Origin of the sequence: Lysinibacillus sp. FSL K6-4013, assembly GCF_038630435.1 — a bacterium.
Lineage (GTDB): Bacteria > Bacillota > Bacilli > Bacillales_A > Planococcaceae > Lysinibacillus > Lysinibacillus boronitolerans.
Genome location: NZ_CP152031.1, coordinates 4,243,755 through 4,265,995, shown reverse-complemented (window position 1 = coordinate 4,265,995; position 22,241 = coordinate 4,243,755). Strand labels below are relative to the sequence as shown.

21 protein-coding genes are annotated in these 22,241 nt (G+C 37.4%); 18 read left to right on the top strand and 3 right to left on the bottom strand.

The features are described 5' to 3' along the window. The first annotated feature begins 156 nt into the window (after positions 1–156). From MHB39_RS21105 to MHB39_RS21020, 18 genes are all read left to right on the top strand, one after another. Positions 157–714, top strand: a complete 558-nt coding sequence (locus tag MHB39_RS21105; RefSeq protein ID WP_342545247.1) for a hypothetical protein — start codon at positions 157–159, stop codon at positions 712–714. Continuing rightward, positions 698–1,648, top strand: a complete 951-nt coding sequence (locus MHB39_RS21100) for a cobalamin-binding protein (protein ID WP_342545246.1) — start codon at positions 698–700, stop codon at positions 1,646–1,648. Before MHB39_RS21105 ends, MHB39_RS21100 begins: the two co-directional genes overlap by 17 nt. Before the next feature lie 142 nt (positions 1,649–1,790). After that, positions 1,791–2,558, top strand: a complete 768-nt coding sequence (locus MHB39_RS21095; protein ID WP_342545244.1) for a tyrosine-protein phosphatase — start codon at positions 1,791–1,793, stop codon at positions 2,556–2,558. A 136-nt stretch (positions 2,559–2,694) separates the two neighbouring features. Beyond that, positions 2,695–4,062 (top strand): MATE family efflux transporter, encoded by a 1,368-nt coding sequence (locus tag MHB39_RS21090; RefSeq protein ID WP_036079476.1) that lies wholly within the window; start codon positions 2,695–2,697, stop codon positions 4,060–4,062. A 2-nt stretch (positions 4,063–4,064) separates the two neighbouring features. Beyond that, entirely contained in the window at positions 4,065–4,898 is an 834-nt protein-coding gene (locus MHB39_RS21085; RefSeq protein ID WP_016992912.1) for a putative RNA methyltransferase, read from the top strand. A 79-nt stretch (positions 4,899–4,977) separates the two neighbouring features. Next, positions 4,978–5,580, top strand: coding sequence for a lysophospholipid acyltransferase family protein (locus MHB39_RS21080; RefSeq protein WP_016992913.1), 603 nt, complete (start codon positions 4,978–4,980; stop codon positions 5,578–5,580). 60 nt (positions 5,581–5,640) lie between these two features. Continuing rightward, complete coding sequence (locus tag MHB39_RS21075; RefSeq protein ID WP_016992914.1) at positions 5,641–6,102, top strand: low molecular weight protein-tyrosine-phosphatase; 462 nt, start codon at positions 5,641–5,643, stop codon at positions 6,100–6,102. Between the two features lie 201 nt (positions 6,103–6,303). Further along, positions 6,304–7,023, top strand: a complete 720-nt coding sequence (locus MHB39_RS21070; protein WP_016992915.1) for a YebC/PmpR family DNA-binding transcriptional regulator — start codon at positions 6,304–6,306, stop codon at positions 7,021–7,023. Positions 7,024–7,089: 66 nt separating this feature from the next. After that, the gene (locus tag MHB39_RS21065) at positions 7,090–8,385 is read left to right on the top strand and encodes an arsenic transporter (RefSeq protein WP_342545240.1); all 1,296 of its coding nucleotides are present in this window, start codon (positions 7,090–7,092) and stop codon (positions 8,383–8,385) included. 82 nt (positions 8,386–8,467) lie between these two features. Beyond that, the gene (locus MHB39_RS21060; RefSeq protein ID WP_342545239.1) at positions 8,468–10,216 is read left to right on the top strand and encodes a methyl-accepting chemotaxis protein; all 1,749 of its coding nucleotides are present in this window, start codon (positions 8,468–8,470) and stop codon (positions 10,214–10,216) included. 224 nt (positions 10,217–10,440) lie between these two features. Beyond that, entirely contained in the window at positions 10,441–12,183 is a 1,743-nt protein-coding gene (locus tag MHB39_RS21055; protein WP_036079470.1) for a methyl-accepting chemotaxis protein, read from the top strand. Positions 12,184–12,260: 77 nt separating this feature from the next. Further along, positions 12,261–12,836: an ElyC/SanA/YdcF family protein gene (locus tag MHB39_RS21050; RefSeq protein WP_258859881.1), complete on the top strand. Its 576-nt coding sequence runs from the start codon at positions 12,261–12,263 to the stop codon at positions 12,834–12,836. Between the two features lie 132 nt (positions 12,837–12,968). Continuing rightward, entirely contained in the window at positions 12,969–14,666 is a 1,698-nt protein-coding gene (locus MHB39_RS21045; RefSeq protein WP_036079466.1) for a M3 family oligoendopeptidase, read from the top strand. 106 nt (positions 14,667–14,772) lie between these two features. Beyond that, positions 14,773–15,921, top strand: coding sequence for an AI-2E family transporter (locus tag MHB39_RS21040; protein WP_312123943.1), 1,149 nt, complete (start codon positions 14,773–14,775; stop codon positions 15,919–15,921). 11 nt (positions 15,922–15,932) lie between these two features. Then, positions 15,933–16,556 carry an NUDIX domain-containing protein gene (locus MHB39_RS21035; protein WP_036079462.1) on the top strand — a complete coding sequence of 208 codons (624 nt, stop codon included), beginning with the start codon at positions 15,933–15,935 and terminating at the stop codon, positions 16,554–16,556. Between the two features lie 133 nt (positions 16,557–16,689). Then, positions 16,690–17,154 (top strand): hypothetical protein, encoded by a 465-nt coding sequence (locus MHB39_RS21030; RefSeq protein ID WP_036079460.1) that lies wholly within the window; start codon positions 16,690–16,692, stop codon positions 17,152–17,154. 22 nt (positions 17,155–17,176) lie between these two features. After that, a complete protein-coding gene (locus MHB39_RS21025) occupies positions 17,177–17,368 on the top strand; it encodes a hypothetical protein (protein WP_004231917.1) in 192 nt (63 codons plus the stop codon). A 17-nt stretch (positions 17,369–17,385) separates the two neighbouring features. Beyond that, complete coding sequence (locus tag MHB39_RS21020) at positions 17,386–17,994, top strand: alpha/beta hydrolase (protein ID WP_312123945.1); 609 nt, start codon at positions 17,386–17,388, stop codon at positions 17,992–17,994. A gap of 46 nt (positions 17,995–18,040) precedes the next feature. On the opposite strand, the gene MHB39_RS21015 is transcribed toward MHB39_RS21020, so the two are convergent. From MHB39_RS21015 to MHB39_RS21005, 3 genes are all read right to left on the bottom strand, one after another. Then, entirely contained in the window at positions 18,041–20,152 is a 2,112-nt protein-coding gene (locus MHB39_RS21015) for an MMPL family transporter (protein ID WP_312123946.1), read from the bottom strand. A 105-nt stretch (positions 20,153–20,257) separates the two neighbouring features. After that, positions 20,258–21,274 (bottom strand): inorganic phosphate transporter, encoded by a 1,017-nt coding sequence (locus MHB39_RS21010; RefSeq protein WP_036079454.1) that lies wholly within the window; start codon positions 21,272–21,274, stop codon positions 20,258–20,260. Positions 21,275–21,295: 21 nt separating this feature from the next. Next, a complete protein-coding gene (locus MHB39_RS21005) occupies positions 21,296–21,916 on the bottom strand; it encodes a DUF47 domain-containing protein (RefSeq protein ID WP_004231927.1) in 621 nt (206 codons plus the stop codon). Positions 21,917–22,241: the final 325 nt, after the last annotated feature.

Genomic DNA, 22,241 nt, shown 5'->3' with positions numbered 1-22,241 from the left:
CTTCTCGGAAGCTAGGAGGATATACGGCAAATACATAGGCTATGTCCAGTTTGATGGTACTTATTATGTTATTTTTGTCGTTCCTTTGCAAAAGGAGCGATTTTTTTATGCCTTTCAAGTAAGAATTTTTCATTATAGAAAGTAGGGGGGAAGCAAGTGAAAAAAGATGCCCGTTATTCTTGTTATCCATTTATGCGTGAGAAAGCTTCAACGGTAGATTTTGAAATTCGAACAGATAGCCTTACAACACATTTAGGAGTTGCATTAGCTGCAGTAAAAAAAGAGGATGTTCAAGTTGTTGCTGAGGATTTATTGCTTATTTTACCTATGGCTTATCATGTAAATGGCTCAGTTCGTGGGAAATTAGCAGTAACTGAAGAGGATTTATCTTGGTTAAGTGAGCGGTATGATTTTTACGTTCGCCATGTGAAGGAAGAGATTCAAAGTTTTGTTTTACCACAAGGAACAGAGGCCGCTGCTGCTCTACATCTTTGCCGCAGTGAAGCGAAAAAATCATATCGTATCTTACACAAAGTATCAGAAGAACGAGAGGTTCCTGCTATTCTTTTCGATTACCTTGGCTTATTAGCTAATGTATGTTTTGTTATGGCTGTGTTTATGAATCAGCAAGCTGGAATAGCGGAAATACCGTTTATTAGTAAATCCTACCCAATGAAAAAGAAAAAGGAGAATAACAATGAAAAAAGTATTTAATTTCCAATGGCTATCAGTGCTCTTACTTGCACTGGTATTAGCAGGCTGTGGCACTGCTGAAGATACAAAAAATAAAGATGCTTCGCAAGATACACAACAAGCAGAGAAAACAAGCTATAAAGTGACAGATGACCGTGGAGTGGAAATAGAGTTTAATGAAGTACCAAAAACAGTTGTATCTTTACAACCAAGTAATACTGAAATTTTGTTTGCTTTAGGTGTTGGCAATAAAATTGTAGGAGCAACTGAGTACGATACTTACCCAGAGGAAGCACAAAAAATTGAACGTGTCTCTGATACTACGAACTTTAATAGTGAAAGAATTATAGCGTTAAAGCCAGATGTTGTCATTGCTTATACAATCGGTGATAAGGATGCACTAAAGCCGCTTGAGGACGCAGGAATTAAAGTGTTTGTTATTCAATCTGCGACTACTTTCGACGATGTTTATGGAGATATCGAACAAATTGCTGCTGTGATGGATGTTCCTGATAAAGGAAATAAATTAAACGAAGAGATTAAAGCGAAAATTGCTGAAGTCCAAACGAAGGTGAAGGACGTAAAAACGCCAAAAAATGTTTATTTAGAGGTTAGCCCTAAGCCAGACATTTATACAGCAGGCTCTAGTACTTTCCAACAAGAAATATTGGATGCAGCTAATGTTAATAATGTTTTTTCTGACCTGAATAGCTGGGCAAAAGTGAATGAGGAAGATGTTATTGCGAAAAATCCAGATGTTATTTTAACGACAGTAAACTATACAGAAGATCCTATAGGGGAAATTCTTGGACGAGATGGTTGGAATACAGTGACAGCTATTCAAAACAAAGCGGTGTTGTCTCTTGATACAGATATCTCTAATCGACCTGGTCCACGTATTGGTGAAGCTGTAGAATTAGTAGCGAAAGCTGTATATCCAGAGTTATTTAAATAAAATATTATTCCATGCTAGCTGTTAGCCTTTCAGCTAGTATTTTTTGTGTTTTAATTATTACCTAGCGTGAAAATTGGAATTAATGTAGTTTGTTCTTTAGAATAAAAGTAAGTATGCTCGATAATTTTAGGAGGTGTAGTGATTGGAACAATTAGAGACAAAGGTGATTCCATTTGAGGCAGTCTATAATTTCCGAGACATGGGTGGATATAAGACAAGGGATGGCCGTAGGGTAAAGAACGGTTTATTTTACCGCTCAGCGGCCCTTGGGAAAATGACACTGGCGGATAAAGAACTATTTGAAACGCTAGGGATTAAAACTATTTTTGATTATCGCGATAACAATGAGGCATATCATAATCCTAACCCAGTGTTCTCGAATGCTCAATATATTCAAATCCCAGCGAAGGGTAAGCATGCTTTTGAAATGCCGACCAATGCTGGTGGTAGAGATTTCTATAAAGAGGTAAGCCCTGATATGTTCCGGGATTTTTATGCACAAATGCCTTTTAACAATCCTTCATTTAAAGAGTTAATGCAAACGATTCAAAATCCTGATAATCTAGGTCTTGTTCACCATTGCGCAGTTGGTAAGGACCGAACTGGTATTGGGGGAGCCCTTATTTTACTAGCTTTAGATGTACCTGAGGAGACTATCATGGAGGACTATTTAGATACCAATATGTATTTACGTCCAATGGTAGAAAGAATGGCTCAGGCTATTCAGCATCAGTATAATGAGCAAGAACTACAGCAATTTTATGCTTTAATGTCCGCCCGTGAAGACTATTTACAAGCAGCACTGGATGCTATGGATGGTCGCTATGGTTCAAAGGCTGGGTTTTTAGAGCAGGAATTTGGCCTAACAATTGAAAAACGAGAGCAATTGCAATCCTATTGCTTAATTTAAAAATGTGCCCCTTCACTCCTATGTGAGAGGGGTTTTTTTATGTGGAAGCGCTGTCTTCCTATAAATCTCTTTACAGTCAAAATATTTGTGATAAGATACAATAGATTTTTAAGAAAATATAGGAGAAGTGAAAGTATTGGCAGACACAATTAAAGAGACAAATAAGTTAAGTCTATTCCATTTAACATGGCCGATCTTCTTAGAAGTTTTTCTATTTATGTTGATGGGACTAGCCGATACTTTTATGCTCAGTGCTTTATCAGATAATGCTGTATCAGGAGTAGGTGCAGCCAATCAATATATCCATATTGCCATCTTAATACTGGAAGTAGTGGGCAATGGTGCATCTATTGTTGTTTCCCAGTATTTAGGTTCCAGACGCTTTTTTGAGGCGGCGAAAATCTCGGCGTTAGCGGTCACGATGAATTTGGTCGTTGGGCTTTTAATGAGTATTTTATTTTTCTTCTTTGCGAGACATTTAATGACAATGATGAACCTGCAGGGAGAAGTACTCCACTATGCACAAAGTTACTTAGTCATCATTGGGAGTTTTATTTTCCTGCAGGCTATTATTAATGCACTTGCTGCAATTATTCGTGTACATGGTTGGACAAAACAAACTATGTACGTTTCACTTGGCATGAACGTCTTACATGTTGTGCTAAACTACGGTCTTATTTTTGGGAATTTAGGTTTACCAGAGCTTGGTGTGAAAGGAGCGGCTATTTCCTCAGTCATTAGTCGCGGACTAGCCGTACTAGTATTTTTCTGGTTGCTATATCAGGTAATGGAAGTACGCGTAAAGTTACAATATTATTTTGAGTATTCAAAGGAATATGTAAGAAAAATACTAAACATTGGTTTACCATCTGCGTTTGAGCAGGTGCTTTATCAATTTTGTCAAATCATCTTTTTATATTATGCGACTTACTTAGGAGCAGAAACGCTAGCAGCACGACAGTATGCTATGAATATTTCGATGTTTACGTATTTATTTGCGATAGCCATTGGTACAGGAACAGCCATTATTATTGGTCGTCATGTGGGTGCAGGCGAGCAAGATGAGGCGTATCATCAGCTATGGAAAAGTGTTCGAGCAGCATTTGTTTTTACGATAATTATGGTCGCAGTCGTTACGATTTTCCGTAAGCCCCTCATGCAGGTTTTTACTGATAATCCAGAGGTCATTAAAATTGGAGCGTCCGTGTTAGCTCTAAGTATATTACTAGAGACTGGTCGCACGATGAATATCGTTGTCATTAACTCTTTACGCGCTTCTGGGGATGCTAGATTCCCAGTGAAAATTGGTTTCCTATCGATGGTTTGCATGAGTCTGCCGCTTGGCTATTTATTTGTATTTGTGTTGGATTGGGGCTTGGTCGGAGTATGGCTAGCCATTTCAGCAGATGAATGGGTGCGGGCGATTATTGTATACTTTAGATGGAAAAGTCGTAAATGGGAGCGTTATGCTCTTGTATCACCGAACGACAAGAAGGAGGCATAGAAATGGGCGCATTATCGAAACGTGCTATCGGGGCAGCATTAATGGATCAACATATCACCCTTTTTGCTTGTCCGATCTGTCAGCAATCAATGCATGTCTATGAGCAAGGGAGATTGGTTTGTGCTTCTAACCATTCCTTTGATATTGCGAAACAAGGCTATGTCAACATGTTGACACATAGCGCTGCTTCTAAATATAGTAAGAGCCTTTTTGAATCCCGCAAGGCTGTTATTGATAGTGGGATTTATGATGCTGTAGAAGCCCGAATCGGTGAGCTTATAAGCTCAGCAAAAACGGTGCTTGATACTGGTTGTGGAGAAGGCTCACATTTAGCTCGCATTATGAATGATAGAAATCATGGTATTGGTGTTGGAATTGACATAGCAAAGGAGGGCATTTTGGCTGCAGCACGTCATTATCCTCAACAAATTTGGTGTGTAGGGGATTTAGCTAAAAGTCCATTTGCTCAGACAAGTTTCGATGCAATTTTAAATATATTATCGCCAGCAAATTATGAGGAGTTTAAACGACTTCTTAAACCGAATGGCTGTCTTGTAAAGGTTGTTCCACAAAGTGGATATTTGCAAGAACTGCGTGCTCAATTATATGCAGATTCCAGCAAGGAAACTTACTCAAATGAACAAATTGTGGCTCGTTTTCAAGATAGTTTTCGTGAGGTAAACGTAGAACGCATAACTTATACTTTACCGCTTGCAGATGAACTAGTACCTGCGCTATTAGAAATGACACCAATGGGCTGGCATAAAAAAGAGGAAACAGCCATTGTATTAAATGAAATTACGATTGATGTGGATCTATTAGTAGGGAAGGTTTAAGTTGGTCACCTGCAATTGCAGTATACTGGTCTTTTCGATTACAATGGGAATAACTATTGAATAAGGTAGGAATGTAACAGTGTATAAACTAGCAGCAAATGTTGTCAAAGTAATATTAAAATTAATGGGTTCAAAGGCTCGTGTGTATGGAGAAGAAAACTTGCCAAAAGAGGGTGGATTTATTATAGCTTGTACACATACAGGCTATGTTGATATTTTAAACCTTGGTGTAGCCATGTACCCCCGTGAAATTCACTTTATGGCGAAGAAGCAATTATTTGAAATGAAAGGGCTTGGCTGGCTTGTTAAGCATTTAAACGCTTTCCCGGTAGACCGTGATAATCCTGGACCAAGCGTGATTAAAATCCCTTCACAGTTATTGAAGGAAGGGAAAATTGTAGGGATTTTCCCCTCTGGTACACGCAGTGCAGACGGAACAGATTTAAAACAAGGTGCTATTACCATTGCACAGTTGGCAAAGGCGCAAATTGTTCCAGCTGCTTATGTTGGTGCGCGTAATGCTGGAGATGTCATGAAGCGTGGCAAAGGCTATTTAATTTATGGTGAGCCATTTTATGTAACAGGTAAGGGAAAAGAAGGCCGTGAGCAGTTTACTCAACACCTTGAGCATGAGCTAGTCGCTCTAACAGAAGAATTACAGAAACGTATTCCCGTAAAATAAAAGAAAATGGCACTCAGAATCAAATTGATTTTGAGTGCTTTGTTGTAGGAGGAAAATAAAATGATTCGAGTACTTTTCGTGTGTTTAGGTAATATCTGTCGCTCCCCCATGGCAGAGGCGATTATGCGCGACTTGGTGAAGAAAGAGCATTTAGAAGATAAAATTGAAGTGGATTCTGCTGCTACTAGTTCGTGGCATATCGGTGAACCTCCACATCGGGGTACACAGGATAAGCTTAGGGAATATGGTATTTCCACAATAGGTATGCAAGGTCGACAATTACAAAAGTCAGATTTTGAAAAGTTTGCTTATATTATCGGAATGGATGAAAGCAATATTCGTAATATCCGCACAATACTAGGCAATCCAAACTCGCCAAAGATTTTTCGCTTTTTAGATTTAACACCGCATCGTAAGGATGTCCCAGATCCTTATTATACAGGTGATTTTCAGGAAACTTATGATTTGGTGCAGGAAGGTTGTCAGGCATTACTAGAAAAAATTAAACAAGAGCTGTTGTAAGAGTGCGCTAAAAACGTAAATTTTAACAGTGATTTCTTCAGAAAAATGCTACCTTAAACATTGGTATATCTAGCTTTGTAAGCATCATTGTGTTATTATTTGCAGAGTAAAGATACGATAAGTATTTAATTACCATTTACAGATATGCAACTGCGTATCTATTATTTTTATAAATTTATCTTTTGAAAGAGAGTGGAAACAATGGGTCGTAAGTGGAACAATATTAAAGAAAAGAAAGCGTCTAAAGATCAAAGCACAAGCCGTATTAATGCAAAATTTGGACGAGAAATTTATGTGGCAGCTAAATCGGGCGAACCAGATCCAGAGTCAAACCGTGCACTTAAAGTAGTACTTGAACGCGCAAAAACATACAGTGTTCCAAAACATATTATAGAAAAAGCCATCGACAAAGCAAAAGGTGGCGGTGATGAAAACTTTGATGAATTACGATATGAAGGTTTTGGACCAGCCGGCACAATGATTATCGTGGATGCTTTAACAAACAATGTAAATCGTACAGCATCTGATGTACGTGCAGCATTTGGTAAAAATAACGGGAATATGGGTGTCAGTGGATCTGTAGCTTATATGTTCGATTCAACAGCAGTTATTGGCTTAGAAGGCAAAACGGCTGATGAAGTACTAGAGATTTTAATGGAAGCTGATATTGATGCTCGCGATATTCTAGAAGAGGAAGAAGCCGTAATTATTTATGCAGAGCCAGATCAATTCTTTGCGACACAAGAAGCATTGAAGGCTGCAGGCGTAGAAGAATTTACAGTAGCAGAGCTTTCTATGCTTCCTCAAACAGAAGTGACTTTAACTGGCGACGATGTAGCGAAGTTTGAAAAACTAATTGATGCATTAGAAGATTTAGAAGATGTACAAAATGTCTTCCACAATGCAGATTTAGGCGAATAAACCAATTAGCAAAATGAGTAAACCAGTAGCATGTACGCTACTGGTTTTTAATTAGGGAGGAAAATGATGCAGACTGCTTTAGGCATTATTTTATTTTTAGTTACATTATTTTTTGTCATAGTGCAACCACGAAAACTATCAATTGGCTGGTCAGCCTGTATAGGAGCAGCTATTGCACTATTAATAGGTGTAGTAACCTGGCATGATGTGTTAGAGGTAACGGGGATTGTTTGGAATGCAACACTATCATTTATTGGTATTATTTTAATTTCACTCATCTTAGATGAAATTGGCTTTTTCGAATGGGCGGCTCTACATATGGCACGACTTGCAAAGGGAAGTGGAATTCGCTTATTTGTTTATATTAGTTGCCTTGGAGCTGTTGTATCGGCTTTGTTTGCGAACGATGGGGGTGCTTTAATTCTAACGCCAATCGTTTTAGCGATGGTGAGAAAACTGAACTTGAGTGAAAAAATGATCTTTCCATTTATTATTGCAAGTGGATTTATAGCAGATACAACCTCGTTACCGTTCGTTATTAGCAATTTAACGAATATCGTATCCGCTGACTTTTTCGATATAGGCTTTATAGATTATGCAGTTCATATGCTTGTACCGAATTTCTTTTCGTTAGTGGCAAGTATAGTAGTACTTTACATTGTTTTTCGCCGTTCCATACCACAACATTATTCTCTTGAGGCAGTTGAGCAACCAAGTCAGGCAATCCGAGATCCCAAATTATTTTCGATCGCTTGGTATGTAATTGGGATTCTATTAGCGGGCTTCTTAGCTGGTGAGGTTTTACACATCCCTGTATCTTTTATTTTATGTGGGGTCGCTGCAATATTCTTATGGCTAGCACAGAGTAGCTCTGTGGTAGATACAAAAAGAGTTGTAAAAGGAGCGCCATGGAATATTGTGTTCTTCTCAATTGGCATGTATGTGGTTGTCTATGGGTTAAAAAATGTAGGGATGACAGGAATGTTAGCAAATTTATTTGAACTAGCTATACAACAGGGCTTCGTAGTAGCAACGATGACAATGGGATTTGTCGCTGCCATTTTGTCTGCTGTCATGAACAATTTACCTACTGTTATGATAGATGCTTTGGCGATTTCAGAAACAAGCGCATCGGGCATGATGAAAGAGGGACTGATTTATGCAAATATAATTGGTACGAATTTAGGTCCAAAAATGACACCGATTGGTTCATTGGCAACATTGCTATGGCTTCATATATTAGCCCAGAAAGGCATTAAAATTAGCTGGGGACAATATTTTAAAATCGGTGTTATTCTTACCATTCCGACACTGTTCGCCACTTTAATTGCATTAATTATTTGGATATGCTTAATATCATAGATTTATTGTCGAAATAGTTGAAAAAATAGTACAATAGGAACTATTAAGATATTAGTATATCAGTATATTAAAGGAGGAAAGTATGCGAGCGACAGGCAAATTAAGCAATAAAATAGTGTTAATGTCATTAGTAATGTTAGTGGCTTTGTTATCTTTTTTCGTTATAACAACAATTTACACAGCAAAATCATCTGTTAATAAAACCATGGGAACACAGGCAGTTGCAGTTGCTGAGAATATTGCAAAACATTTAAATGCAGATGAATATGAGCAGCTATCAAGGGAACCAAAAGAATCTGAGCTATATTGGCGACTGCGGGAAGAGCTCAACGAGTTACGTGAAATAAATGGTGTTCTTTATGCCTATACCTTCGCAGTACCACAGGAAGATAAAAAGGTACGTTTTTTAGTGGACGGTATGCCAGCAGATGATCAAGAAAATGCTGGAGCTATAGGGGATGAGTCCACTTCCACATACTACAAGGATATTGAGAAGGTAAAGAATACTGGAAGTTACTACTCTGATATTTTACATAGTGATTTTGGAGATTATTTGTCAGGTACTGTTCCATTAAAGGATGAGGCAGGTAATATCGTTGCCTTTGTAGGGGTCGATATAGAAGCAACAGAGGTAAGTAATGTTACGAATGCAGTATTAACGGCTATTTTACCTGCATTAATTGTTGTCATATTAGCTTTAACAGGTATTGTGATGTTTATCTTATATCGTTATATTAATGGAGCATTAAAACCTTTAGCGCATCTCGGTGTTGCAGCACAAAGTTTTGCTCTAGGAGATATTGCTAAGGCAACGATAGAAGTGGAGAAAATTCAGTTAAAAGGAGCAAATGAAATTACAATATTTGCACAATCCTTCAGAGAATCACTACAAAAATTAAAAGAAACTTTCCATACGATTCAACAACGCACATTTGCTTTACAAAATGTTGTTCAAAAAATTGATGAGACTTCTCAACATGTGGAAGAATCAAACGCTCAAATTGCAGATCGAATTATCGAAATTGCTGCTGGTAGTGAGCAACAACAGCAAAATAATCAAGAAGTTGTATTAACTATGAATGAGATGTCAATTGGTATTCAACGACTGGCTGATACAACTTCAGAGATTGCAGAGTCATCATCAGCCATGACAGGACTTGTGGAAACAAGTGTTAATCATTCTCAAGAAGTTGTATCCCAAATTCAAAACGTAGAATCTTCTGTTTTACGTACGGCTAATCATGTCGAGGAAATGGGTGATAAGTTCCAATCAATTGAAGAGATGGTGAAAATCATTACAAGTATAGCGGATCAAACCAACTTACTGGCTTTAAATGCTGCAATTGAAGCAGCAAGAGCAGGAGAGGCTGGTAAAGGTTTTGCAGTCGTGGCAGATGAAGTTCGTAAACTTGCAGAGATGTCTAAAGCATCTGCTGACGAAATACACATGCATTTAGAAAGCTTTAAGAAAATTACTGATCGAGCATTACAGGAGATGGCTAGCAGTACAATAGATGTACAGGCAGGCAATAAATCAGTGCAACACATAGGCGTAAGTCTAGAGAAAATATTGCATTCTGTCCTTGAGGTGAATAATAAAATTCAAGATGACTCTGCTGTAATTGAAGAAATGTCAGCAGGCTCTGAGGAAGTATTAGCTACTACCGAGCAGATGAATGCTATTGCGAAGCATAGTGTGCGAGGAACAAAGGAAGTAGCAACTGCCTCGGATTTACAAGTAACGATGGTTTCTGAATTAAATGAAGTTGTAACCATATTAGATCAAACAACGAAAGAGGTTATAGAAACGATTAATACATTTAAATTATGATAAGCACAAAACTATTTCTCTATAAGTGTACGTCTTGTGGAGAAATAGTTTTTATAAATTTTTGGCCATTAAAATATATCAAGAGGTTAGCATGAAAGTATTAAAACGAACCATATTAAGGGAAATTAGAAAATAATTTGTGCTTTACCCATTGTGAAAACTTCCAAACCATAACATAATATAAAGTAATATATTGTTGAACGAAGAAAATAGGGGGCTAAAGTATGAAGTTTTTACGTTCAATACAGGGGAAATTGATTATTATATCATTGGCACTACTAATTATCCCAAGTTTAATAATAGGTATAGTTAGTTATGGTAAGGCTAAGAATGGGATGGAGGATATAGGAGAGCAGGTACTTTACAATAGTGTTGAATCTGCTTTGCAATTAATCGAGCTCGCAAACGAAAGTGTTGAGAAAGGTAACATTCCATTAGAGGTTGCACAGGAACGAGTACGAGAAGCATTTCTTGGTCCGAAAGATAGCGAAGGAAAACGGCCGATTAATTATCCTGGTGATTTAGGGGAATATGGCTATATTTATGTGCTGGATGATAAGGGAACATTAACAACACATCCAACACGAGAAGGAGATAATCTTTGGAATGACCAAGATAGCAGTGGCAATTACTTTATTCGAGAAGTAACTGAAAAGGCACTTGATGGTGGTGGCTTTACACAATATGAATTTGAACTACCAGGTCAGAATGTCTTAGCGGATAAAATTATTTATTCTGAGAAAGATCCACATTGGGGATGGATTATTGCATCAGGTACATATATGCAGGATTTTAATGCAGAGGCAAATTCTTTATTGCTAGTAATTGGTTTGACATTAGTAGGTGCCATCATTATTGGGACAATCGTTGTCATTCTTGTATCAAGACATCTTGCATTACCAGTTCAAAAATTATCTAAACGTGTGCGTGAAGTAGCAAAAGGGAATTTAACGGTTGAAATTGAGCATTTACAGCGCTCGGATGAAATAGGACAGTTAAATGATGGCTTTAATGAAATGGTACATCAACTTAAAACACTTATTTCAGATGTGGAGGAAGCGATTGTAGAAATACAATCAACTTCAGCGAACTTAACTGCAGTAGCTGAGGAGACAAATGCCTATGGTGATGAAATCGTCAAAGCAATCAATGAAGTATCCAAGGGCGCAGTCAAGCAAGCATCTGATGCAGAGGATACAAACAGAACGGCTATCGAGTTTGCGCAGCAAATTGAAGGATTGCATGATAAAAATGAATTAATGTTAGATGCCTCACAGCATATGAAAAAATCAAATGAAGAAGGCCTAGTTAATCTAGAAAGCTTAAAGGATAAGTCGCAGGAGTCTTCAAATCTCGTTCAGAATATTCAGTCTGTATTTGGTAGCTTAATTGTCAAGGTACGTGAAATTGAAGGCATCGTGGGGACGATTACGGAGATTTCAGATCAAACAAATTTACTTGCACTTAACGCCTCTATTGAAGCAGCAAGAGCGGGTGAACATGGTAAAGGATTCGCAGTTGTCGCGGAAGAGGTACGTAAACTTGCTGATCAAACCTCTGTAGCAACTGAGCTAGTACGCACGACGCTAAAAGGCATTGAAAGTGAAACAAACTTAGTCAATGATGAAATGCAGAAAACCCATATCATTGTAAGTCAACAAAATGATTCTGTCATGGTTACAGAATCATCCTTTAAAGAAATTAAATTAGCTGTTGAAAAAATCATAGCCATTATAGGCGATACGACGGATAGTGTAGAATATTTAAATAGCTCTAAGAATAATATTATGCAATCGATTGAAAGTATTGCGATGATTAGTGAAAAGAATGCTGCTGCGTCTGAAGAGGTAACAGCATCTGTAGATGAGCAACAACGCGCAATACAACTCGTTAGCGAATCATCCAATGATTTAACCGATGAAATATCTGCTTTACAGGAGTCTATTAAACGATTTATATTGAGATAATATCTTTCAGGATGCTTGGTTAACAAGCATCCTTTTCTTTTTGCCATCGTTAATAAAAGGTAAAGGAGGAATGATTTGTGAAAAGATGGTTGGTGACAGTTAGTGTTATTTTAATCGGTATTGGAATCGTTCTTTATATTTGGCTGGGAAGAGAACTTGATCAGGGTATAGAACCAAATGCCAATGGTTCAGCTGATTATATGATTATATTGGGAGCAAAAGTAAGGCCAGGTGGTGTACCATCGCTTTCATTAAAAAGTAGATTAGAGGTGGCTGTTCCATACTTAACAAAATACCCACATGTTAAGGTCATTGTGTCAGGTGGACAAGGGCCAGATGAAGACCGTACAGAGGCATCTGTAATGCAAGACTATTTGGAACAGCATGGCATCGATGCCACGAGAATTATCATAGAAGATCAATCTACGTCTACTTATGAAAATTTAGTATTCTCTAAAGAATTATTACCAGAAGAGACAAAGAAAATTACCATCGTTTCAAATGACTTTCATTTGAAACGTGCAAAATATCTTGCTGAAACGTTAGATTTTGAAGTAGATGTCCTATCAGCAAAAACACCAAAATCAGTAGAAGCAAAATTAAGAATAAGAGAAAGAGCTGCCTTATTAAAAACATATATTGTGGGCTATTAAAACAATAACGCCTTTACATTTCTTTCTCACAAAAAATCATCACAACAGAAAAGAGATAATTGTTTCTTAATAGATTCCATTTGGCATATAATAGAAATATTACGGGGTATAGGACAGAAAGAGGGGACTTTAATGACAACGTTTAAAGATTATCAATACAGCCGACCAAATGTGGCATCGATGAAAGAGCAGCAATTAGCACTTATTGAGCAATTTAAACAAGCACAATCGATGGACGAGCAAAGTAATATCATAGAAAAGCACAATGCAATTAGTAATGACTTTGCGACAATGGCTAATTTAGTGTATATTCGTGCTTCAATCGATACGAACGATGAATTTTATCAAGCAGAACGTGATTATTTCGATGAAGTAGGTCCTGAGCTAGAAGAAGTAACGACGGAATATTATAAAGCTTTAATTGATTCACCATTTCGCGAGCAATTAGAAGAAAAATGGGGTCAACAATTATTTGATCTAGCAACTTATCAAATTAAAGGCTTCTCACCAGAAGTTATTGATTTGATGCAAAAAGAAAACAGACTTGTTTCTGAGTACAATAAGCTTGTTGCTTCTGCACAAATCGACTTTAACGGGGAAACATTAACGCTTGCTCAACTTGGTCCGTTTGCAGAGTCAACGGATCGAGAAACACGTAAGGCCGCAACGGATGCTCGTTTTGGCTTCTTTGCAAAGCATGAAGATGAATTCGATCGTTTATATGACGAACTTGTCAAGGTACGCCATGAAATTGCGATTAAACTGGGCTATAACAACTATGTTGAACTAGGCTATATTCGTATGAATCGTATTGATTACAATGCTGATATGGTTAAAAAATTCCGTGATCAGGTTCGTGATTTAATTGTGCCTGTTGCAACGAAGCTATATGAGCGTCAGGCAAAGCGAATTGGCATTGAAGATTTTAAATTTTATGATGAAGCACTTAACTTCTTATCAGGTAATGCTACGCCAAAAGGGAATCCTGAGTGGATTGTAGCAAACGGTAAAAAAATGTATGAGGAGCTTTCACCTGAAACAGGAGAATTCTTCAATTTCATGATTGATCATGACTTAATGGATCTTGTAGCGAAGAAAGGGAAAGAAAGTGGCGGTTATTGTACGTTTATTGAAAACTATCATTCTCCTTTCATTTTCTCAAACTTTAATGGTACTTCAGGTGACATCGATGTATTAACACATGAAGCTGGACATGCTTTCCAAGTTTATTCAAGCCGTAACATAGGCATTCCTGAGTATTTATGGCCAACCTACGAATCTTGTGAAATTCACTCGATGAGTATGGAATTCTTCACATGGCCTTGGATGGAGCTGTTCTTTGAAGGTGATACAGAGAAATATAAATTTACACATTTAAGTAGTGGTCTTTTATTCTTACCATATGGTGTGGCAGTAGATGAGTTTCAGCATGTTATTTATGAAAATCCTACAATGACACCTGCTGAACGTAAAGCTGCATGGAAAAAAATTGAGGAAACATATTTACCACATCGCGACTATGATCATAACAGCTACCTAGAGGCTGGGGGCATTTGGCAACGTCAGGCCCACATCTATGCAAGTCCGTTCTATTACATTGATTATACGTTAGCGCAAATTTGTGCCTTCCAATTCTGGAAGCGTTCACGTGAAGAATTTGAAGCGGCTTGGAAAGACTATATTCATCTTTGTAGTTTAGGTGGCTCGATGTCCTTTACAAAGCTTGTAAAAGAGGCAGGTTTAATCTCACCATTTGAGGATGGCTGTGTTGAATCGGTTATAGGAGAAATTGAGACATTCTTAAACTCAATAGATGATTCTTCTCTATAATTGATGACTTAAATTCGTTTCACTTCCACGATAACTAGTGTGGAAGTGAGCGAATTTTTTAGTTTGTCAGAGGGGTTCTGTAAAAAAATACTAGGATACTTGCGAAATGGTTAATATATCAGTAGTATTTTCAGTAACTGCATTTAAAGGAAGTGAATTTAAAGTGACGAGGAAAGTTTGGTTTCAAGTAGGAGTAGGGGTACTACTTACACTACTAATCATTAAATATTTTATAGAAATTCATTGGATTTTTTCACCACTTGTCATCATCTTAAAAGCCATTTTTGTGCCTTTACTACTTGGTGGTGTTCTCTATTATGTAACTGAGCCAATTCAGAGGTTTTTAGAAAAACGTGGATTTCCTCGATGGGGAAGTATATTGACGATTGTGTTCGGACTAATAGCAATGGTAGGTATTTTTGGCTGGATAATTGGTAACCCAATTGCCGAGCAGGTCAATAAATTAGTGAAGAATGCGCCTATGATTAGTACGAGTATTAGTACGAGCATTCAGCAACTAACAGACTATGTAACGCAAAATAAGGATAACTTCCCTCAGCAATTAAATGATGTTATCGAAAAAATGGCGAATTCAGTACAAGATATTGCAGTAGTGGCGAGTAGAGGTTTTGTGTCCTTTTTACAATCCATTGTATCTGTGTCGTTATTAGCCATCTTAATTCCATTCTTCTTTATTTTTATGCTGAAGGATCATGAGAAGTTTGCTCCATCCATCTATAAATACTTCAGTGGTGAACGTCAGCAATGGGTAAAGAAAACGTTAAGTGAAATTGATGATGTATTACGTACCTACATTCAGGGCCAACTGCAAATTAGCTTTTTATTAGCACTAATAATGTATGTAGGCTATTTAATTATCGGATTAGACTATTCGCTATTACTAGTGATTTTTGCATTCTTTATGAATATGATTCCATTTATTGGGCCTTGGATTGCCTTTGCGCCAGCCCTGATTGTGGCAGTTATTCAAGATCCAATTTTAGTGGTGTGGGTTTCGGTTGTGACGCTGGTCGCTCAGCAAATAGACAGCAACTTTATTACACCGAATGTCATGGGGAAATCACTTGATATCCATCCCCTTACCGTTATTACAATTATTTTAGCGGCAGGTAATATAGCAGGTTTTATTGGCATTATTATCGCTGTACCATTTTATGCAGTCTTAAAGGTTATCGTATCCAATATTTATGATCAACGTAATGCGATTAAGAAAAAAGCGACGAAGTCAGTATAGGAGTCGAAACAATGGAACAAGAAATTGTAAAGGTATTTAATGAACAGCATGAGCAAATTGGGACAGCTACGAGAGCGGAAGTACATGAAAAAGGGCTTTGGCATGAGACTTTTCATTGCTGGCTTGTCAATGAAGACTATATTTATTTTCAAGTACGTAGTTCACAGAAAAAGGATTATCCAGGGTTGCTTGATATTACAGCAGCAGGGCATCTTTTAGCGATTGAGACTGTAGAGTCAGGTATTCGAGAAGTAAAAGAAGAATTGGGACTCAATATTGATGTCCATGAGGTAGTCAAAATGGGCATGACCTCTTGTAGTATCGTTTCTGAAAATATGATCGACAATGAATTTTGCCATGTCTACATATATCCTTTCAAGCATGATTGGGATTCCTTTGCTTTGCAGTATGAGGAAGTATCAGGTGTAGTAAGAGCGAGGCTAAATGAGGCGGAGGCTTTCTTCTTGGGGGAAACGACGACGCTTAATATTGAAGGATATGAATATTTCCCAGATGGTCAACGTGTGAGAATTGTCAGACCAGTTGGTACTGCACAATTTGTTCCTTATCGGGAATTGTATGTTGCACAGGTGATAAAATTCACACGTGAAAAAATATTTAATCAAACCTCATAAGTTTAAATAGGATAAGCTATAAAATTAGCTTGTCCTATTTTCTTGTGCAAAATGATTTAGAAACAACACGATATAATAGGAAAAAATGAGTTATACTGTTAGATAGATTGTAAAGAAAAGGAGCATTTTTTATATGCTAACATTTGAACAAAAACAAGCGATTATTGAATCGTTTTCTGAGCTAACAAAAAAAGAAATTTCTTTAAAGCGCCTAAATTATCATTACATGGACAGTCTTTACGAAAAGACGATTGTAGTGGAGAAATTACATCCAAATGGCAATGGCTTTGTCTTTGTGGGAGATTTATTGCGCTATGAGAATGAGGCTAACGATAAAGGATTAGTTAATATCCGCGATTATGATGAACTACAGCTTCGTGAAATTATTGAAGACGCTATCCAATATTTATCTGAAGAAGTAGAAGAGCAGGAGCCAATTGTAGAGATTTGGAATAGCCGAGATGGTAGTCAGTTGCAGCTAGCTTTTGAGCAGCGTTCTTGGAACGTGTATCATGGAGACAATCTTGAAGAGGCATTTGGTACGTATGAGGCAGCAAAGGAATATTTACTAGAAGAAGGCTTTCGTACAAAGAAATAAGAAATACGGGGGATCATGATAGATGAACGGAAAGAAATTAGTGGGAATTGTTATTGTTGTTGTGATTGCGGCATGTTTATTTTCAGTTTATACCATTACTAATTTTTATAAAAATCACGAAGAACAGCCAAATCGTGAAAATCGTGAAATTAATAAGTCAAAGAGCTTGAATTTAATTTTGCCACAGGCTACAATTATCTCGAATTCAAGATAATTGAGAGGTGACTGTCAGTGCAACATATTTATTATAAAGGTACAGACGAAACGAAGCCGACATTATTATTACTACATGGTACAGGTGGTAATGAGGAAAGTCTTATTGGGCTGGCAAAAGAAATAGATGAAACAGCTAATATTTTAAGTGTTCGTGGGAATGTACTTGAGCATGGAATGCCACGATTTTTCCGCCGATTAGCGGAGGGTGTCTTTGATATGGAAGATTTAATCTTTCGTACAAAGGAACTTTATGAATTTTTACAGACGTCAGCACAGCAATATGGCTTTGATCGCCAACGAATTGTAGCAATAGGGTATTCGAATGGTGCTAATATTGCAGCAAGCTTATTATTCCACTACGATGATGCGTTAGCAGGAGCTATTTTACATCATCCAATGGTACCAAGACGTGGTATTGAATTAACGCAGCTCTCTCCAACACCTGTGTTTATCGGTGCGGGTACGAATGATCCAATGTGTACAGCACAGGAATCTGAGGATTTAGAAACCCTTTTAAGTACTGCAGGTGCAACGGTAACGACGAAATGGTTTAATTTTGGTCATCAACTAACAATGCCTGAAGTTCAAGCAGCAAAAGAATGGTATAACAGCATCTATGCTTAATTGAAAAATCCACCTCACTTATAAAAGGAGGTGGATTTTCATTATGTTATTTACTTTTCTTTGAGAAAGGAAGCCACCAGTTCCAGTCGCCAAATAGCTTCATGAGACTAGGCACAAGCATAAGACGAATAATCGTTGCATCAATTGCAACAGCAATGGCGATACCAACGCCAATTTGCTTCACAGGCATCACATCAGTAAAAGCAAACGCACCTGTAATAACAATCATAATAAGCGCTGCCGATGTAATTATTCGGCTAGTAGAGGTTAAGCCATCAATTGTTGCACGCGTATTGTCGGAGCCCTTTAAATATTCCTCTTGGATACGAGAAATTAAAAAGACTTCGTAATCCATACTTAAGCCAAATACAAGACAAAAAACAATAACTGGAATGATCAGTACAATGGAGCCTGCTTCAATACCAAAATGTCCATATTGGAAAATATAAACGAGTATACCGAATGCGGATGAAAGCCCAATAATGTTCATGATTATTGCCTTTAACGGAATTAAGATAGAACGGAACGCCAACATTAAAATAAAGAATGTGGAAACGATAATAATCGCTATAGCCAAAACAATTTTATTAGCAATTTCATCAAAAATTTCTTGGTTGAATTTAGCTGGTCCTCCAAGTCTAAAATCTACGCCTAAGTCTTTGTCCATCCATGTTCGGGCAAATTTTTGAGCTGTAGAGGAAGAACCCGCTGCATCAATTGTGATTGGGACAAATAGCTGTGTATCCTTTGAAAAAGTACTTATAACAGGCTTTAATTGTTCTGCAACCTGTGGAATAGCTAAAGAAGCAGAGAGCTCCTCTGGTGTTTGAATGTTAGCAGCTGTATATATAGTTGAAACATTAGTCACTAATGGGTCCTGTAATAGCTTTTCTTGAATCGTATAAATTAGCTCTCTACCCTCAGTGTCCTCCCAGCCATTTTTTCGTTCAGCTAACAAATATAATGTAGAGGATTCACCTAGTCCAAACGTTTCATCTAATTTATCGTATGCTACACGTGCATCATATTTTGTTGGTAGGGAGTCCACCTGTGGTATGGTTAATCGGATATCCTTTAAAGGGATCATGCCAATGCCTAGTAACAATAATGCTGAAATCACTATAGCTACTGGATGCTTCATGACAAAACCTGCAAAGCCGCGCCAACGATTTGCTCCACCTGGTTTAACGCGTATTAAGCGCCATTTATTAAGTTTATCTCCTAATAGCATCATGGTGGCAGGAAGGAATGTTAAGCCAGAAAGAACGGCTAACAGGACGACTATAGTGCCTCCTAGCGCAATATTGTGAAAAATTTCTACATCAATGACAATCATCGCACCTAAGCCAATCATGACACAGACTGCGGAGAAAATGATAGAACGGCCTGCTGTCTGAATAGCAGTTTGAATAGCTTGTGCAATAGAAGTATGTGCGCGTTCTTCTCGGTAACGATTAATAAACAGCAACGCAAAATCAATACTTAAAGCCAGCCCAAGCATCGGGACAATATTTAAGACGAAAATAGATAGATTTACATTAGCACTAAGTAACGTCATCATACCAAAGGCCGTAACCACTGTCACAACACCAATGATGATTGGTAGAATAGAGGCAACAACTGTACCGAACGCTAATAAGAGAACCACGATGGCAATTGGCAATCCAATGGCTTCAGCTGATGCTAAATCCTTTTGACTAGCAGTATTTATGTCAGCAGAAATAACAGGACCTCCAGTAATACTAACACCGTCTTTTTCAATTAATGAGCGGAATTCCTCAACAATGTCCGGAAGGTTTTCTACATCGTTCTTTATGTGAACCATAGCATAGGCAATACCATCTTTCCGTAAAGAGGAGTCTTCTAAAGGTGATTGAATAGAATGAATCTCTTTTTTGCTATCTAATTTTTTTAAAGTGTCTTCAATTTTCTGATCATCAGCTGGATCAAAGACAACCAATATCGTATTAGATGGTAAATCAAATTTTTCTGCTAGCTCGTTGGTAACATAGGTATGATCTGCTTCGACAAAAAAACCATCACCTTGAAGTTTACCTGGAAGCTGTAAAGCAAAGTACGCCATTGCTAGAAAAATAATTAGCCATATGACTACGATTGCTTTCGCATGTGCTGTAATATAAGCTGAAAAAGTTTTCATAGTTGTTTATACATCCCCCTTTTCAATTAGTGTAAAGGATGTGTCACATTTTGTCGTGTGACAAAGTAAAGACTCCCATCCACTTTTTGGACAGGAGTCTTATTATTAAAAGAATAATGATAATACAAAATATATAACAGATGCCATAACAGCTGAAATTGGCATCGTAATCACCCAAGTAGTAACAATCTTTCGAGCCATGCCCCAGTTCACCCCACGTACACGCTGTGCTGAACCAACACCCATAATGGATGAAGAAATGACATGTGTTGTTGATACCGGTAAGTGGATTAGCGTAGCACCAAAAATAACAGTAGCAGAAGCTAAATCTGCAGCAACACCATTCACAGGGCGGATTTTCATGATCTTACCGCCAACCGTTTTAATGATTTTATAACCACCAATTGAGGTACCTAGCCCCATTGCTGTAGCTGCAGCAGCACGTACCCAGAAAGGAATTTCATCTCCAGTATGCAAGCCACCAGCGATTAACGCCATTGTCATAATCCCCATTGCTTTTTGGGCATCATTTGTACCATGGGTGAATGATTGGATGGCAGCAGTAAAAATTTGCATTGTACGGAAACCTTTATTCGTTCGATATAAATTTAAATTTTTAAACCATAATTTAAAAAGTGTCATCATGATAAAGCCTGCACAAATAGCAAGTAATGGTGAAAGCACTAACGCCATGATGATTTTAGTAAAGCCGCTATAGTTTAACACATTGAAACCAGCGGATGCGATAGCAGCACCAGCGATAGACCCAATCAATGTGTGTGAAGAGCTTGAGGGAATACCGAAATACCATGTCAACAAATTCCAAATTATAGCTGAAATTAATGCTGCTAAAATAACGACTGAGCCTGTTGTGTCTCCTTCAAAAGCATTTAAAGCAAAAGGATCTACAATATCTTTTGTTAGAGCTTTTGCCACTCCTACAAAGGTGATAGCACCGATAAAGTTCATCGTTGCGGCCATAATGATTGCCGTGCGTGGCGGCAATGCTCTAGTAGAAACCGAAGTTGCAATAGCATTTGCTGTATCATGGAAGCCATTGATAAAGTCAAATGTTAGGGCAAAGATGACGACCAGTACGGTTAATATAATGATTGTGTTCATTGTAAAGTGCCCATCTCCTAATTATGCGTTACGCATGATAATTGTTTCCATAGTATTTGCTACGTTTTGACAATGATCAGCGATATCTTCAAGTTGTTCATAAATATCCTTAAATTTAATGAGGCGGATTGGATCCTTTTCATTTAAAAATAACTTCTTAATAGAAGTACGTTGTACCTCATCACATTCACGTTCATAGTCTTTAATAAGAATTGCGTGTGGACGCATGCCAATTAGATTCTTTTTCTTTAACTCTTCTGTCGCTTTGACTATTTCATCAGCACTTTTCGAAATAAACCCTAAGAAAATGCGCATAGATTCATCAATCTCAGTGAGCGAAAACATTTCAAAGTGTGCAATACAGTGTTCTGTTCCATCTAAAACATCATCCATACGAATGGCAAGCTCTAAAATATCCTCACGTTCAATTGGTGTCATGAATGATTTATTTAACATGACAATCAGTTCATGAATAAGCTTATCACCAGCAGTTTCGTAATTTTTCATTGTAATGCTAATCTCTTTTAGGTCAGCCACACTGTTAATACGAAAATCATTTGCGTAATGTACAGCCTCTCTCATATTTTCAGCAATTTTATGCAATGCAATAAAGAAAGGGTCTTGTTTTTTTGAGTTAAGCATGTGAATCGAATCCTCCTGGATATAAATAAATTAATCGACCTCTAAACTTTACTATCATAACAAAATCTTTAATTTATCTACATAAAAATTTACTATTCGACACGAAAATTTACATTGCTGTAATATACAATTCGTTCACAAAATGTGAGATGATCCTGCTGTATTTATTTTTATGAGTACAGATAAAACCTTGTGATAACGGGAAATTCTTCTATCGTGATGACTTATTAGTACAGATTAAGACACGAAAAATAATAGAAGATAATATGAATAGCGCATCCGAATTGTAAAGGTATTGTAAATTCGTTTGATAACCAGAAGAGTA

Coding starts and splice junctions, on each gene's coding strand:
- MHB39_RS21100 (WP_342545246.1), top strand. CDS start 698: ATGAAAAAAGTATTTAATTTCCAATGGCTATCAGTGCTCTTACTTGCA.
- MHB39_RS21085 (WP_016992912.1), top strand. CDS start 4,065: ATGGGCGCATTATCGAAACGTGCTATCGGGGCAGCATTAATGGATCAA.
- MHB39_RS21075 (WP_016992914.1), top strand. CDS start 5,641: ATGATTCGAGTACTTTTCGTGTGTTTAGGTAATATCTGTCGCTCCCCC.
- MHB39_RS21070 (WP_016992915.1), top strand. CDS start 6,304: ATGGGTCGTAAGTGGAACAATATTAAAGAAAAGAAAGCGTCTAAAGAT.
- MHB39_RS21065 (WP_342545240.1), top strand. CDS start 7,090: ATGCAGACTGCTTTAGGCATTATTTTATTTTTAGTTACATTATTTTTT.
- MHB39_RS21060 (WP_342545239.1), top strand. CDS start 8,468: ATGCGAGCGACAGGCAAATTAAGCAATAAAATAGTGTTAATGTCATTA.
- MHB39_RS21055 (WP_036079470.1), top strand. CDS start 10,441: ATGAAGTTTTTACGTTCAATACAGGGGAAATTGATTATTATATCATTG.
- MHB39_RS21045 (WP_036079466.1), top strand. CDS start 12,969: ATGACAACGTTTAAAGATTATCAATACAGCCGACCAAATGTGGCATCG.
- MHB39_RS21040 (WP_312123943.1), top strand. CDS start 14,773: ATGGTTAATATATCAGTAGTATTTTCAGTAACTGCATTTAAAGGAAGT.
- MHB39_RS21035 (WP_036079462.1), top strand. CDS start 15,933: ATGGAACAAGAAATTGTAAAGGTATTTAATGAACAGCATGAGCAAATT.
- MHB39_RS21030 (WP_036079460.1), top strand. CDS start 16,690: ATGCTAACATTTGAACAAAAACAAGCGATTATTGAATCGTTTTCTGAG.
- MHB39_RS21025 (WP_004231917.1), top strand. CDS start 17,177: ATGAACGGAAAGAAATTAGTGGGAATTGTTATTGTTGTTGTGATTGCG.
- MHB39_RS21015 (WP_312123946.1), bottom strand. CDS start 20,152: ATGAAAACTTTTTCAGCTTATATTACAGCACATGCGAAAGCAATCGTA.
- MHB39_RS21010 (WP_036079454.1), bottom strand. CDS start 21,274: ATGAACACAATCATTATATTAACCGTACTGGTCGTCATCTTTGCCCTA.
- MHB39_RS21005 (WP_004231927.1), bottom strand. CDS start 21,916: ATGCTTAACTCAAAAAAACAAGACCCTTTCTTTATTGCATTGCATAAA.